The following is a 15,004-nucleotide window of genomic DNA, read 5'->3' as shown; positions in this document are numbered from 1 at the left end:
TCTCCCCAGGGGGCTATTTCTTCCTCTTCAAAACTATACTGGCATATAGTTTTCTTGCTTGCTCGTTGTCCGGCTGATACCCAAGCCATATGACATTAGTGTGATCATCTCTATTCCGGATGTCTTCAATAATCAATTTCATTGCGCTCTTGCCATGTCCACGCCCTTGAAATTGCTCATCAATCATAAACCTATATATCCAATAGTTTCCGTCATCCGCATCTATCCCGTACATCGCGAAACCGATAAGTACTTCTTCACAATAGATCGCCTTTATCTTCATGTTCGGTAAAAACTTACTTTCTGCAATTGAATACAGATTCGAGGCAATAAAACCTTCCTGTTCTTGCTTAGGCTTTAGTTGAATACAATCTTCCCAATTGCTTTCATCAATTGATCTTAAACTAATCAAACTTCAGATTCCTCCTCTAGTAGTAGAGAAACCTATGATCACGAACTCTCTACTAAATTAGTATTCCCCTACTGATAAAACAACCTGTTATTCTTATATACATGCCACATCACTCCTCATAAGATGGATTGTCAACGTTAAACTGTACAATTATAAAGAGTAAACAATTTTTCTCTCTATTTGTACTCTAGTTTAGTTCGTCACATGTAGACGAATCCCTTCTATATTCCACAAAAATTCCAACTCATGTTGTTAGAACTTATCAAAAGAATCTAAATATCCTATGAAAATGGCTCATCACCAAAAGTTGTGGATGACATTTGTTAAACGTATACCTTGTATATAAGTTGATTGGAGTGGAGGCTGGGCGACTCCTTGGGGATCAGCGTCACAGATGAGACCCTGGAGCGAGCAACGCGAGTGAAGCGGCTCATCGGACGCCCCCAGGAAGCTTTGCTCTGTGCGAAAGCGAAGCGTCAGCAACAAAGCGCCCAGCCGGAACGGAAATCAACCACACGTTTTGGTGAAGAGCCATGAAAATACAACCTGCCCTTCCAAGGAAATTGAATTTTCTGCATATTAAAAAGATGTAGCAACAATCCAGCTATAAAAATGAAATCCTACATTAAAAAAACAAATACTTTTCCCTCGCAGTGACAGTTATTAAGGATAATCTTTTTGAACGATAGCATTAATGTGTAGCGCTCGATTATTCATATATTCATAATAATAGCCTTTTCATGACTTTCGGTTTCATGGCTAGTGTGTAACGTAAAAAAATGGATAATACTTATTGTAGGATGCTTTTATTATATAAATGCCTACTGCCCATTACGTTGCCCTTTTGCTCTTTCAATCATCTTCTGTTTTTGAATCTGTTCTTGTGTGAGTTGTAAAGATTGTTTTAGCGTCTGCGTCCTTTTAGCTTGTTGAAGTGCAATGATGACTGCTGGAATTAAGCTAGCTTCAGAAACCGGTTTAACTAAATACCCCATAATATTATCTTGTCTAGACTTTTCTACAAATTCTTTTTGACTGTATGCAGTAATCAACAACACTGGTACATCCTGCTGACGACCAATAACCTCACTTGCTTTTAAACCATTTAGTTTTGGCATTTCAATATCCATTAACACACGTGTTGATTAACCAAAATTATACAGTCGTTGAATGATTTATGTTCCAATGAAACACCAGGATTTCTTTCACCCTGATTCGCCATTCTATTGGCAGGGCAGCACAAAGAAACATCCGTGTAAAACCTACGAATGATAAGGGTATGATATTATTTTTCTTAATCCCTTGTGTATGAAGAAATTTCAAACAAACATAGGCAATAAGGGCTGCGAATAGCTGATTGAATACGGCATTTTTTGTTGTTCCGAATAGAACAGGTACGTTCAAGTTTTGTTTAATCCAACGGAAAAAACTTTCAATCGCCCAACGAGACTTATACATGTTGGCAATTTCTTCAGCGGTGATATCCATTAAACTTGTCACGACACGTATTTCTTTATCTTCATGATCCATGAATTGAACGACACGATGGCGTTTTTTTGTTTGTTTTTGTGGTGTCCCAAGCGTGCAAGTAAAATCAGCTGTCACATTGGAATCGTTGGTACGACTACCTTGGAGCGATTTTTTACGATTTAATTGTACATTGTCTTTTAAACGTAACACAAACTGTTGATGCTCTTTCAGGTAGCGATCGACTTTATCAATAGAAAAGTAGGCACGGTCACAAACGAGGATAAACCTTTTATCTTCAAGGAATTCGCCAATGGGACCATCATGTTTTAAACCGGTTGTTTCTACGACTTTTAAGGGCATCGCAGTTTCATTAGTAAAACTAACATGTAATTTGATTCCTGAACGTTCGCCGTGATAGACAGCCCAAGGTAATCTTGTTTTGCCTACTGTAATGGTAGTTGAATCAACGGCTAATAATCTTTTCGGCAATTTCAATTTACGACGAGCTGCACGGTTGAGCTTCCCGACAATCACTTCAAAAATTCGTTTGATGATGCCATAATCAAGTGCCTTTAAATGTTTAGAAAGCGATGAATGATTCACCGAAACAAGACCGTTACTTGGACCCACATCCGCTGCGTGGCGTAAACTTTTCCACTCGTTCGTGGCAGCACCAATTAAATACGAAATGAGCGTGGGAACCGTACATTTTCGTGCTGTTTCTACATAACCGAATTCGCTTAAGATTGATTGCCATTCTTCCTCTGAAAGAAAGTTTTGAATGAGCGTAAAAATCGTGTTATTCTTGTTCAAGAGAGATTCCTCATTTCGTAATTGTTTGTGTGGTAACTAACATTTTACATGAGAATCTCTCTTTTTGTATAATTTCTATTGGAAGAAATTAGATAATCAACACGCGTGATCCATTAACACAAGATCCGGTTTTAAATTAAAAGCGAGTTCAATCGCTCGATCCCCATCTCCTGCTTCTCCGACTACCTCATAACCGTGATTCTGAAGCATCATTTTTAAGTCTAGTCTAATAATTGGTTCATCTTCAGCAATCAGAATCCGTTTTTTCATAAAACATCACAACCTTTCTGAATAAGAAAGAATACAATTGTCTTAAAATTCATTTTAAAAAGTTAATAAGAATCCAATCACAGACGACATGTTTAATGACTTACAGGTTGAAACTCCTTTGTTGCGCAAAAGAAACTCCTGTACACTTAGCAAGAAGCATTTGTTCGATTAAATCAGAAAGGTAGGCGCCAGCTTCAAGCGAAGTCAGTCCATCTTTATGGATATTTGAAATTACTGTCCGATCGGCTTCAACTGTTTTTTCAGTAGGTCGATAAATCATATATGCACTCAAGCTTTCATCCGTATTTAGACCAGGTCTTTCACCAATCAATGAAATAACAAGGTTACAATTAACAATAGCAGCTACTTCATCTTGCACCCATACACGCCCTCGTTTAATAAAAAATGGCTTTGCGACGCTAATATTTTTTAATTTTAGCCCTTGTATTAAAGCAGGTAGTAAATCTATTACATTGGCTTCAACAGCCGAGGAACTCAAGCCATCACAAATAATAATTTGTACATCTTTTCCTTTATCCCCGTTTTTCTCAAGAAACTTCACCGATTCATCTGATAATTTTCGACCAGAATCTAAGTCCATTAAGTAAGATTTCATATCGCTAGCTTTTGTTTCCAGCTTATACAAATCCATATTCTGAAGAAAATCATCACTTACATCTCTTAACACAGCATCCTGTGCAGCTGCATGATCAATCAAAAATTGTAAATAACTTGTCGTCAACATCCGGGTTCCAGTTCGCCCAATACCAATACGAGCAGGTGTAATACTTTGTGCCCGCTCAATAGATGCAGCGTTATGCGGCTCCTCTACCCCTTTTATCCGCTCTTCTGGAAAATATATGATTTCTTCTGTACTTTGATCAATATTGACTTCTTTTGGCGAATTCATGTTTTTCTGCACTTCTTCCACTACTCTTCGAACAATTTCTTGAATATCCATTTTACCCCTCCTCCCTTAATCAAAAATTGATAAATCTCCTGCATGTTTTGTCAACTTTCCATTTTCCATTAGGCCCATACTCTCCAACCATTTTTCAAATTCTCGAAGTGGTCGTAAGCCTAGAATCTCACGTAAACTAGCATCATCGTGATAGCTTGTATCTTGATAATTCAGCATGACATCATCTCCACCCGGTACTCCCATGTAAAAATTCGCACCGGCAACTGCTGTTATGATACCGGCAACTTCCTGATCATTTTGATCGGCATCCATATGATTTGTGTAATTAGGAGCAATCCCCATTGGCAAGCCATGCAATTTCCCCATAAATCCATCTTCAAGATCCGCTCGGATTAATTGCCGCCCATCATAAAGTGTCTCCGGTCCAATAAAACCCGAAACGGTATTAACCATAAATGGCTTCCAGTGACGTGCATAACCGTAGCTTCTTGATTCAAGCGTTTGCATATCTACCCCATAATCAGCATTTAAAGATACTTCCGAACCTTGTCCTGTTTCAAAATACATAAAGTTTGGACCTGCTGATGTACCATATCGAGCCATCATCTCATAGCCTTCATCAAGAATTTTTTTAGATATACCGAACGCTTCATTCCCTTTTTGTGTACCTGCTAAACTTTGAAACATAAGAGCAATAGGTGCCCCCTGTTTTAAAGCTTCCATTTGTGTTGTTATATGGGCTAAAACACAATTTTGTGTTGGAATTTGCCATTTCTCAATAAATTCATATGAAAGTGTCAAAAGCTTTTTAACGGATTCAACCGTATCCACATTCGGATTGATACCAATAACAGCATCACCCGCTCCGTAGGACAGCCCTTCCTTTATTGAATACAAAATTCCTTCTGGAACATCATTGGGGTGATTTGGCTGACAACGAAATGCTAAGCGACCAGGTTCACCAATTGTCGTATTGCAATGTGCTTGATATTTCATTTTCTGTGAAGCAAGAACAAGATCAATACTTGACATAAGCTTGGCAACAGCTGAAATCATTTCACTTGTTAATCCCCTTGAAAGTTTCAATAATTGATCTGTACCTGTATCAGATGACAAAATATAATTTCTCAGTTCACCGACTGTCCAACTTTGAATATCTTTATAAATCGTGTCGCTAATATCATCATAAATCAAGCGTGTTACTTCATCCATCTCATACGGAATTACCGGATTCTCATAAATTTCTTTCAACTGCATCTCGCTAAGTACCACTTTTGCTGCCATGCGCTCTAGTGACGATTCTGCAGCTATACGCGACATCACATCCCCAGATTTCGCTTCACTTGCTTTTGCAAGTACCTCCCTTACCGACGAAAACGTATAATGAGTTCCTTTTACCACGCAGGACAATTTCATCATTTAACACCCCTTTTTTATGTTAAAGATTGCAATCAAACGAAAAAAAGCGCTTTCACATAGCCCTGAAGAAATTCTCTTCAGGCGTGAAAGGCGCCTTTGCCTCAGATATTATTTTAGTTCATTCTACACTACGAGCAAAGATTTTGTAAAGAGCGTTTCCTTTTTTGGAAAAACAAATCCATTAGTTAGGCTTTTCTTGGAACAAGAACTCCAGCCTCCTCGAAATTTTGTATAATTACATTTCTATAGGGTTTTTCTCGATTGGAAAAGTTATTGAAACTTTTGTCCCTTTGTCAGTCAGATGGAGTGAAAAAACCCCTTTCAAGCTCTCTTCAACTAACATATTAACAAGATGTAATCCTAAAGATGATATATCGTCTAATGAAAAAGAATCACCAATTCCACATCCATCATCTATTACTGTAATCGTAACCATTTGTTTTCGTCGTCTCATATTTATATCAATTCTCCCGTAATTCTTTGAAGAAAAAGCATGCTTAATGCTATTTTGAACTAACTCATTGACAATTAATGCAACGGCTGTCGCTTGATCTGAAGGACAGGAGACAGATTCCCCCTCGACAGATACAGCAATATGTTGGCCTGGAATAATAGACGAGGAGACTAGCAAAGTAGAAATTTGTTGTACTAAAAGTTTAATATCTGCATCCTCAATTCCACGCTGAGCCAAATAATCATGAACTAAAGCCATACTTGATATACGAGCTATACTGTCGTGAAATACCTCTGCTACTTCCATCGAGTGAGAACGTTGCATTTGTAAACGCAGTAACCCAGAAATAACTTGTAAATTATTTTTAACGCGATGATGGATTTCCTGCACGACAATCGTTTGAAATACACGTTGCTTGTCTTCACTATTGGTCGCTTCCATAAATTGCTCTATATTTTTTTCATTCTGTACTACCTGTGAGATATCCCTTTCTTTAATTAATACGGCAATGGTCTTCCCACACAGGTCTTTTATAGGAACAATGTCTTGTTGCATTATCCCGCGCTCTTCCGTAATCCCTCTTGATCCAAAAATTGGTTTCCCAGTTTTTAAACTAAATAAAACATCAGGCTCCAATTCTTCAAATGCTATTTGCCCTAACATACTTTTTTTATACAAGGATGATGTAGTAGAAGGCTTTGCTTCTGCCACAACTAAAGATGCGTTCTTTTCTTCCAAAAGACAATTAATAAATATATCTGCTTGAGAAAGGTCAGCAATTGTTTGAAGGTTTTGAGCCACATCTAAAATAATTTCACACTGTTCATTTGATAAATCTCTTAATTGTTTTAAGTCTAAAATCCCTTTTATAATCTGCACTCCCCTTTCTCTAGTTTTCCAAACACTATATCAAAAATAAAAAATGTGTTCAATGCGCTCCATCATATCTAAATCTAATTAAGCTGATACAAGACAAGACATGCTAAATATCAACGTATTTTTAAAAATTGTAATCAAAGTAAAAGCATATTTTTTCTTGTTTTTGTCTATTATTTATACTACAATTTCATTGATAATGAAAATCATTCTTAATTAAAAGAAATAGACGAGACGAATAAAAAGTATTTACTTTTATTCCTCTTAATATTTGCAGCGCTATGCATTTTATCAGCATGTGGAGATACAGCCTTTATTAGTTAAACCTATTATTTATTTGGATATCACTCATCAATTTGAAGTGTTAAATTATTTGTTTGAATTAAATTGCTCTGAACAACGAACAATTGTTGATATTGTTAGCAGAAATGGTTCAAAAAGAATTTGGGATGGAAGTAGCAAAATTAGTGGATCCTTTTTTAAAACTCCATTATGTATCCCGAAAGGAATAGGGAGGTATATAAAGTGAATTTAGAGCCTTATGGCGTGGAAAAACAACCTTCACCTCAAGGTATTCCTTTACATCAATTATTGAATAAGGATACTTTACTACCGATCATTAAACAGTATGGAAATTATTTAAATACTTCTTCCTTATCTGTAGCGGGTTCTTTATTTTTAAAACGTTATGCAATTTTAGTAGCAGCATCGAGCCTTGATTATTATGGACTGCAAAAGAAAAGAATGGATTGGTGGTCTACAGCACGATTTGATGTAACATCATTTAATTTGATAATTGAAGAAAATCCTACAGATCTTTTTGACGATTGTTGGAAAAATCGCATTTTTGCTCAACATTTAACACCAATTATCGGTATTATCAGTAAGGAATGTAAAATTTCCTTGAAGATCTTATGGGAAAATCTAGCTGTAAGGCTACTTGCAACTCTTCGTAAAAATGAAGAATTATATACTTTAAATGAATTAAATGAACATTTTAATGAATTTACATCTTCTGAAACTAATTGGTTAGGTATTGAACAAAATCCTTTTCAAACTTTTTTTCAACGAAAGGAAACATGGAGTGAAGTACCCGTTCGAAAAACGTGTTGCCGATACTATCAAGTAAATACAAAAGCTGATATTCCATATTGTAAGAACTGTCCATTAAGAAAATAATATAGCTCAAAGAATTATGATATAAAACATCTGTTATTTTAGAGACTTTTCCATGTACAGATCAAATAAAAAGAGAGCATGTTTTTTCATTCATAAAAAACATGCTCTCTTTTATCAAATACATATTATCTTCATTCAGCGAAAGGCTCCAACCTCTGAAGGTGGCGAGATGAATGCGGATGTTGTTCCTTTTCAGTGTGTCCAAACACCTACTGAATGAAGATAAAGCTTCCCGCGGATGTCACGGATTTTAAAAGGAATGAATTGTGCGAGCACAATTCAAAATCCGGACGCAATTACGCCAAGGCGAAATTGATTAATACGACAAACTTCCTGCTATAATTAATCCTACCGTAATGCCCACTGCAAATAAGCTGAAGCCTACTGCAGTATTTCCTTCTTCCACTTTTTTCTCCAAGCTTGTTTTTGGTGTTAACACGTATTCAATAATCAAATATACAACTACTTGTGTAGCAATTCCGATTAACCCCCAAATAATAGCATCTAGTATATGAACACTTGAAGACCATACTGTATATAATGTGATGCCTAACCCAATCACTTTTCCCCATAGCTTTAATGCAACCGCCAAATTGCCTTCTTTAATTAAGTTCCACTCTGAAAATTTTGTTGTAAAAGCAAATGCAACAATACCAATAAAAATGAGAATAAACCCGGTTCCTATATACAATAAAAAATTTAAAAAACTATCTAATGAGAAAAATCCCATTCCTTTACACACTCCTTTTAAGCTAACTTCAGTTTGATCCAAGCTCTTACATTCTTATAAATTTTCTAATAACCTATTGGTAAAAAATAAGATCCGTTATCTGTAATTTGTCCTCCAGCGCGAATGCCAATTGCACTTGCCTTACCATTAATATAAAAGCAACCATACATATAATGCGCTCGTTTGGGACCTTGTTCTGTTTGAATTATAGTTTGTGGTAACTCTATAAACTGTTGATACACAGGAAGTTCATCTTTATATGTTTTATGAATATCTTCCGCAATTTTTTTACCTGTAGTGGAAAAAATCTCGACAGTGTCTCCTTCGCGGCCAAATGCAGGCTTTTTCACAAAACTTTGCCCTTGTTGTAAAAACATATCTGGATCTAGATAAGTTGGTAAAAAATATTTATGTATCGCGTTATGTTCTTCACGTGTATAAAAAGTATGCTGTTCCTCATGTAGCCCCCAAATTAGCGCCATTATTGCCTTGGATTGTAGTAAAAAAGCAGAAGGAGGATTCATAATAGCTAAGTCCTGTTGTTCCACTAGCTTCATTAACGATTGACCTACTTTTTCTTTTGTCATCGGATCTTCATCATATATTAAATGTTCAATTGGATACGTCTGTCGATATAAAACATCGATTTTTTCTCCTTTTCTATTATAAAGACCTTGTGGTAGGACAACCTCTTCATTTTCTAAAATTGGCTCATCTACAAGTTGTAAGTGATTAAAGTCCATATACTGACTTTTTAATCCAGAGAGTTCCTTTAAATACATTGTTGTCAGTTTATCTTCTTCATGATCAGAGTGTGCTGCGAAAACGATATTGTTAGCTCCATCTCTTCCGCTAGAACGAAGCGACGACGTTACAGCTTTCAAAATGGCTTGTTTTAACTGATCTTCGTATCCATCGTTTGGATTTTCCATCCCAAACTGTTCACACACTTTTCCATTCACAAAAAAAGTTTCTTTGATAAATGTAGGTGTATCTGCGTTTATTTCAAGCAATTTCACTTGTTCCTCTGTCACTACTAAATCTAAACGAGCGATGACACTTTCTACTGGCAGTGTTTGCAAACGGATGAAAGAGTGCGTTTCAGTGGGAAATCCAAGACGCAAAAGTGTCTCATCATCTACCATACGCAACAAAGTAGCCGACTTATAAAAAATATGGCCAATCTGTTCGGTTGCTTGTCGAATTTTATTAATCGTTTCAGCACTTTCTCTCTTAATATCAAATAGAGCATATTCCATACCATATATGTCATGCCAAAAATCCTTTATCTGGCTAAAAAACTGTTGTCGATTCTCACGAAATTGGTTCATCTTTACCCTCCAAAACCGCCTTTTGAACCACTACCTATTCCTGATTTGTAATTCGATGCATAACTTTTGTAATCAGCACTTTTTTGTAACGAATTTTTTGATGTATAATATTTCCCACCATAATAGTAACCCCCGGCATGTGTTGAATGACTATCATCGCAATAATACGTACCCGTCTCTTTATCCCATTCCCAATCATCGCAATCCGTTCCAGTTGGCGCTTCATATCCCCTTTCGTCCCCACAAGCAGAGAGCGTTACTAAAGCCGCAGCTGCTAATGCCCCTGTCATCATTTTCTTTGTCTTCTTCATTCTAAAAATACCCTCCCTATGTTACAAGCGTAAATCCTGTTGGCTTAACATATAAAACATACACGCCTCGGTCTTCATCAATTTCAGCTGAATCACGCTCCCATTCCTTACCATCGATATATGTATATATGCTTCCGATAACGCTTAAAATATCTAGATGATTCGTCATATATTCAAATGTGATAAGCGGATGATTTTTATAGGCATTTAATTCACGAAATTCAAGTTTAATCCCTTCATATAAGGGTTCTTTAATATCAATTGGTGTTTCTTCGTGTAATTTTACATAAATTACAAATAACTCATCCTCAATAGCAGAAGACAGTTGTTGATACGTCTTACCTTCTTTAATAAAAAATTCACATTCTCTTCTAGTTAAAATTTGTGGTAAATCAATATTAGTATAATAATAGATTGGTTCAAACTTGTCTTTCTCTTTTTGCAAACGATATTCTAACATTGCACCTTCAAATTGCATAACACACTTCCCTCATATAAATATTTGTATTTCTTCGATTTCGCCATTTTCAAATACCCAAAAATAACTACCATATTTTAGGTCACCACCATAACGTGTGGTTGATTTCCGTTCCGACTGGGTGACTCCCCTTAAAGAAGCTCCATATTTTTATACGACTGTAAATTATAAATAGTTTCAAATTTATCAACTAAACCGCTTCTCTAGCTGCTGACCAAGTACTCAATTATAAACAGCATAGTAGGAATCATTTGAAATTTAGAGATTAATAACATAACAATATTGATTTGGCTGAGGGTAACCGTAATTATAAAACAGGAAATTAAAAAAGATGTAATATTCACAAAGTAAACTCCCTTTCGAGTTCATCTCTTTGGATTATTACATCTATTTTTTAAAACATTATAGCTCAAAATTGTACCTTTATCTTGTCCAATTATTTGGTTTCCAATCGTTTTCTATCCATTGTGGATCTGGCGCTTCATATGGTGCTGACGCCATTAATTTGCCTTGTTCCCATATCGCAGCTTTTGAGCGAATCATTTCATCAATAAATGGTTGTACGAATTCCTTTGGCTCTGTGTGAAAAGAATGAACAGCAAAATCGTAAAACCACCCACAGCTGAGTAAATAAGGCGTAATATTTCGCTTCGTTAATCCATTTTTCAACATTAGTGTAAAGGAAAAAATTCGTTTACATGCATGCCAAGCCATTTTTTCTGGTGATTCCATCCATTTTTCAATGCGTTCTCTTGCTTTGTCAATCATTATTAATGGGTCGTCGATGGCACGACCATGACCAGGATATGCTTTTTTTATCGAAAGTTTAGCGAGTCGCTCTAGACTTTCATAAGAACGTCCTAAACTGTTTGTACCTTCTCGAAAAATATTTAACCATCCAACATCATTGTAATGAAATAAATCACCACAAATTAAAATCTGCTGTTTTGGCTCGTATAAAGATATATGTCCTAATGTATGTCCTGGTGTATGTAAAACTTGTAAAGCACTATTACCCGTATTAATCTCTTGTTCATCTACAAGTAACTGTTGCACAACATATTGTTCCACTGGTTGATCTAAATAGTGGGCACTACAAGTTTCGAAATCACAACGATTAACCATTTCTCCCTCCCAAAGATGTGCCGCAATCGGTAGGTTATATTGTCGCTGAAAATAATGATTTCCACCAACGTGATCGCTATGATAGTGAGTGTTTATAATGCCATTTAACTGTTGTGGTAATATCCCTACTTCGGTTAAAAGTTTCTCAGTTCGAACTATATCACTACCAAATCCGGTATCAATTAAAAATGATTGATTATCTTTAATAACAATACTATTAGCACTCGGAAATGGACGCTCAAAAAATAGAATTTCTGCAGTTTTCATATGGTAAACTCCCCCTATCAAATACTTCTACTGAAATAAGTTAAATGTTATAGAATAATACCTGAAAAACTTCCTTTTAACACTTCTTTTTCAAGTTGATTAGTACACGTAAATGTTGTAGTAATTGCCGTACGATTTTTTCCATCCGGTTCATACTGTTCAATTATTACATCACAACGAATTGTATCATCACTAAAAACTGGACGTAAAAATTCGTAATTCATTTTACGCGCTAGTACGTTATAGTCACCTCCAACTTTCGTTGGGAGCGTCGCTGTTAAAAGTCCTTGTACGACAAATCGTCCTTGTTCATCTGGCGTGATATGATGAACCCCTTCATCTTTTGATACTCTCGTAAATAATTCAACATCCTCTTTTGTAAACTTACGTTCAAATGTAATTTTTTCTCCTACATGCAATACCATCAATATCCCCCTCTGTAAAAAACACCCTTATAAACTGAATAATAAAACTATTCAATCTATAACTCAACTATTACATATCAACATACATAAAATAAGTATTTTTATACCATTCTATTTTAAAAAACATAGTAGCTAGAAAATATAATCTAATGATCGAACGCAAACTAAGTAAGCTTTTCTGGCTACTTAATAAAAATAATGTTGATGAAAAAAACTATTTAGATTGATCGTCCTCTTAGTATGTTACGACTGTCAATCTAACAAGAGATAACGTGTTTTTAAAAGCGAACAAAGAAATAGCTGCAAAGCAATACCCTATTTCTGTGTGATTTAATGATAATGAATTTTGATACAGTATACAAAGGCCTTGCTACATATAAAAATCGAGAATAAGCACGTTTAATGCTCGTTCCCGATATTGGTTTTATTACTTTTAGATTGGTTATTTTATAGCGTTTAAATGCTCTTTTAAATACAGAATAAATGGATGTTCTTCTAAATCTGATTTGCGTGTACATATAAATAAACTTTGCTGAATATCTGCCTGTTCAACATAGACCCGGGCTAGCTTCCCATTTGTTATACTTTCGGTAACACTATAGGATGGTGCTAAGGTCAAACCGTACCCTGCTTCCACTACTTTAATCGATTCATGTAAGCCCTGCATTTGAAGTCCTAATTTAGGCAATGGACCGTTATAAGTGTAAAAAAACGACTCCAATAAATCGAGTGTCGAGCTACCACGTTCCCGATAAATAAAGTCCTCCTTCGATAATTCGTAAATTGGGACAGTTTGATTTGCTAAAGAATGTGATGGATGAACAACAAACCAAAACGGGATCTCTACTATTTTTTCAAACTGTAAATCAGGGTGACCCATTTTATTTTGCACGACAAAACCAAAATCTACTTCATAATTAAGAACTTGCTCTTCCACAGATTTTACATTGCCTAGCGACACAAAAAATTCAATGTGAGGATTAGCAAGCTTATACGCTGCAATAAAAGATGGGAGTATATAGTTTATTGGTATATAGGAAGAAGCAATATGTATTTTCTCTTCCTTCGCTAAAAATTTACCGAGCTTTTCATCAATTTGTGCTTCTAAATAAAATAAACGCATTCCCTGCTCATACAAAAACTTCCCCTCAGGCGTTAATTGAATGCCACGTCCTTTTCCTTCAATCAATTTTGCCCCTATTTCGCTCTCTAATTTCCGTATTTGAATTGTGACTGCTGGTTGACTAAGCAGCATTTTATTCGCTGCTGCAGTAATTCCTCCAAGCTTTGCTACATTCGTAAAAATCCTTAATGCATGCAAATTCATTTCATCCACACCTTTCTATCAATCAATTTCGCCTTGGCGTAATTGCGTCCGGATTTTGAATTGTGCCCACACAATTCATTCCTTTCAAAATCCGTGACATCCGCCGGAGGCTTTATCTTTCATCACTGGGTGTTCTAACACCCACTGATGAAAGATAAATTGAATTTATGAATAAGCAATTATTATATATTTGTTTTATGTATGGTTTAGCAGTAATTTAAGTGTAGAGGTGATTTGATGGAAATTTTACTACATGAATGGTTATCAGTAAATGGATTTATTTTATTTACAATTGGCTTACTCGCAGCAGTCATTGGTGTTCTTTTCGGCGCTGCAGGCTTTATTTTGTTACCCGCTATGTTACTTATTGGCATTCCGATTCATTCAACCGTAGCTGTTAATAAATTTGCGACAGGTATTTCAGCTCTATCAAATGTCGTATCGTTTATAATTAAAGGACATTTATCGTTAAAAAAATTCACATCTTTAATGATGATTGCTAGTTTAGGAGGCGTATTTGGCGCATTTTTAGCCACTCGATTATCGGAACAAGTCATGAATATTGTAGCTTGCGTATTCTTAATTTTCGCATTTTTCATTGTTCTTCGCAGTAATAAATTTATGGTAAAGGATCTAAAAGAAACAGAGGAACAACCAATTAATAAACTCATTCCGTTTGCAATTTCAATATATGATGGTGGTTTTGGACCTGGCTCAGCTCTAATGAATGTAACATATCATCTTAAAAAGCAATATACCTATATAAAAGCAGTTGAGTTAACAAGAATTATTACGTTTTCAAGTTGTATAGGCGCCTTTCTCTTTTACTACTTTACTGGCATTGTTAATTGGGGAATCGCCATTCCTGTTTCAATTGGCTCTATTGTTGGCTCGTTCTTAGGTTTAAAGATCATCCCTTATATCCAAACAAAGTGGATTCAAATTTTATTACCAATCATTTTTTTCTTGCTGATTGTTCAGGTCGTATCAGATTTATTGATATAAATCACTCTACCTGTTCCTCATAAAATGGTAATTTTAAAGAACATTGTTAATTACTGTGGTCTGATTTTTTCTCCATAGAAGCAGTTAGCTATTCAGGTTTCCATTGCAGAAATCTCCATCTCTATAGGTGGTGAGATGAATGCGGTTTAAGCCTCTTTCCAGCGGGTGTTCATACATCCGCTGAAATAGA

At 35.7% G+C, this 15,004-nt stretch carries 16 protein-coding genes and 2 pseudogenes; 4 read left to right on the top strand and 14 right to left on the bottom strand.

What is annotated here, in order from left to right; translation table 11 throughout:
- Positions 1-13: 13 nt before the first annotated feature.
- The gene (locus QUF91_RS08195) at positions 14-412 is read right to left on the bottom strand and encodes a GNAT family N-acetyltransferase (protein ID WP_353957841.1); all 399 of its coding nucleotides are present in this window, start codon (positions 410-412) and stop codon (positions 14-16) included.
- Positions 413-787: 375 nt separating this feature from the next.
- On the opposite strand from QUF91_RS08195, the gene QUF91_RS08190 reads away from it, so the two are divergent.
- Complete coding sequence (locus tag QUF91_RS08190; protein WP_289417456.1) at positions 788-949, top strand: hypothetical protein; 162 nt, start codon at positions 788-790, stop codon at positions 947-949.
- 284 nt (positions 950-1,233) lie between these two features.
- On the opposite strand, the gene QUF91_RS08185 is transcribed toward QUF91_RS08190, so the two are convergent.
- From QUF91_RS08185 to QUF91_RS08160, 6 genes and pseudogenes are all read right to left on the bottom strand, one after another.
- On the bottom strand, positions 1,234-1,542 hold the full coding sequence (locus QUF91_RS08185) for an ANTAR domain-containing response regulator (protein WP_289420032.1): 309 nt from the start codon (positions 1,540-1,542) through the stop codon (positions 1,234-1,236).
- 15 nt (positions 1,543-1,557) lie between these two features.
- Positions 1,558-2,695: pseudogene (locus QUF91_RS08180) on the bottom strand (IS4 family transposase).
- A gap of 96 nt (positions 2,696-2,791) precedes the next feature.
- A complete protein-coding gene (locus tag QUF91_RS08175; protein WP_289417454.1) occupies positions 2,792-2,965 on the bottom strand; it encodes a response regulator in 174 nt (57 codons plus the stop codon).
- Positions 2,966-3,065: 100 nt separating this feature from the next.
- Positions 3,066-3,926: an ethanolamine ammonia-lyase subunit EutC gene (gene eutC, locus QUF91_RS08170; protein ID WP_289417452.1), complete on the bottom strand. Its 861-nt coding sequence runs from the start codon at positions 3,924-3,926 to the stop codon at positions 3,066-3,068.
- Positions 3,927-3,941: 15 nt separating this feature from the next.
- On the bottom strand, positions 3,942-5,303 hold the full coding sequence (locus tag QUF91_RS08165) for an ethanolamine ammonia-lyase subunit EutB (protein ID WP_289420031.1): 1,362 nt from the start codon (positions 5,301-5,303) through the stop codon (positions 3,942-3,944).
- 238 nt (positions 5,304-5,541) lie between these two features.
- The gene (locus QUF91_RS08160; protein ID WP_289417449.1) at positions 5,542-6,639 is read right to left on the bottom strand and encodes a sensor histidine kinase; all 1,098 of its coding nucleotides are present in this window, start codon (positions 6,637-6,639) and stop codon (positions 5,542-5,544) included.
- Positions 6,640-6,949: 310 nt separating this feature from the next.
- Here QUF91_RS08160 and QUF91_RS28280 point away from each other — a divergent pair.
- Both QUF91_RS28280 and QUF91_RS08155 read left to right on the top strand, forming a co-directional pair.
- Positions 6,950-7,042: pseudogene (locus QUF91_RS28280) on the top strand (cobalamin/Fe(3+)-siderophore ABC transporter ATP-binding protein); the annotation flags it as partial.
- Positions 7,043-7,161: 119 nt separating this feature from the next.
- A complete protein-coding gene (locus QUF91_RS08155) occupies positions 7,162-7,815 on the top strand; it encodes a (2Fe-2S)-binding protein (protein ID WP_289417446.1) in 654 nt (217 codons plus the stop codon).
- A 316-nt stretch (positions 7,816-8,131) separates the two neighbouring features.
- Here the strand turns inward: QUF91_RS08155 and QUF91_RS08150 are convergent, their stop codons facing one another.
- The 7 genes from QUF91_RS08150 to QUF91_RS08120 form a co-directional block, all read right to left on the bottom strand.
- Positions 8,132-8,545 carry a DUF350 domain-containing protein gene (locus QUF91_RS08150; RefSeq protein ID WP_289417444.1) on the bottom strand — a complete coding sequence of 138 codons (414 nt, stop codon included), beginning with the start codon at positions 8,543-8,545 and terminating at the stop codon, positions 8,132-8,134.
- 65 nt (positions 8,546-8,610) lie between these two features.
- Positions 8,611-9,876 (bottom strand): glutathionylspermidine synthase family protein, encoded by a 1,266-nt coding sequence (locus tag QUF91_RS08145; protein WP_289417442.1) that lies wholly within the window; start codon positions 9,874-9,876, stop codon positions 8,611-8,613.
- Positions 9,877-9,878: 2 nt separating this feature from the next.
- Positions 9,879-10,187, bottom strand: a complete 309-nt coding sequence (locus QUF91_RS08140) for a hypothetical protein (RefSeq protein WP_285394738.1) — start codon at positions 10,185-10,187, stop codon at positions 9,879-9,881.
- A 16-nt stretch (positions 10,188-10,203) separates the two neighbouring features.
- Positions 10,204-10,665 (bottom strand): hypothetical protein, encoded by a 462-nt coding sequence (locus QUF91_RS08135; protein ID WP_289417440.1) that lies wholly within the window; start codon positions 10,663-10,665, stop codon positions 10,204-10,206.
- Between the two features lie 423 nt (positions 10,666-11,088).
- Positions 11,089-12,057: an MBL fold metallo-hydrolase gene (locus QUF91_RS08130; protein WP_289417438.1), complete on the bottom strand. Its 969-nt coding sequence runs from the start codon at positions 12,055-12,057 to the stop codon at positions 11,089-11,091.
- 47 nt (positions 12,058-12,104) lie between these two features.
- The gene (locus QUF91_RS08125; protein WP_285394740.1) at positions 12,105-12,482 is read right to left on the bottom strand and encodes a hotdog family protein; all 378 of its coding nucleotides are present in this window, start codon (positions 12,480-12,482) and stop codon (positions 12,105-12,107) included.
- Positions 12,483-12,924: 442 nt separating this feature from the next.
- Complete coding sequence (locus tag QUF91_RS08120) at positions 12,925-13,809, bottom strand: LysR family transcriptional regulator (RefSeq protein ID WP_289417436.1); 885 nt, start codon at positions 13,807-13,809, stop codon at positions 12,925-12,927.
- 237 nt (positions 13,810-14,046) lie between these two features.
- Between QUF91_RS08120 and QUF91_RS08115 the strand changes: the two genes are divergently transcribed.
- Positions 14,047-14,814, top strand: coding sequence for a sulfite exporter TauE/SafE family protein (locus QUF91_RS08115; protein ID WP_289417434.1), 768 nt, complete (start codon positions 14,047-14,049; stop codon positions 14,812-14,814).
- The last annotated feature ends 190 nt before the right edge of the window (positions 14,815-15,004 follow it).

This window comes from Lysinibacillus sp. G4S2, from assembly GCF_030348505.1.
GTDB lineage: Bacteria > Bacillota > Bacilli > Bacillales_A > Planococcaceae > Lysinibacillus.
Note: the sequence above shows the minus strand (reverse complement) of the source record. Positions and strands in the feature narration are given on the sequence as shown.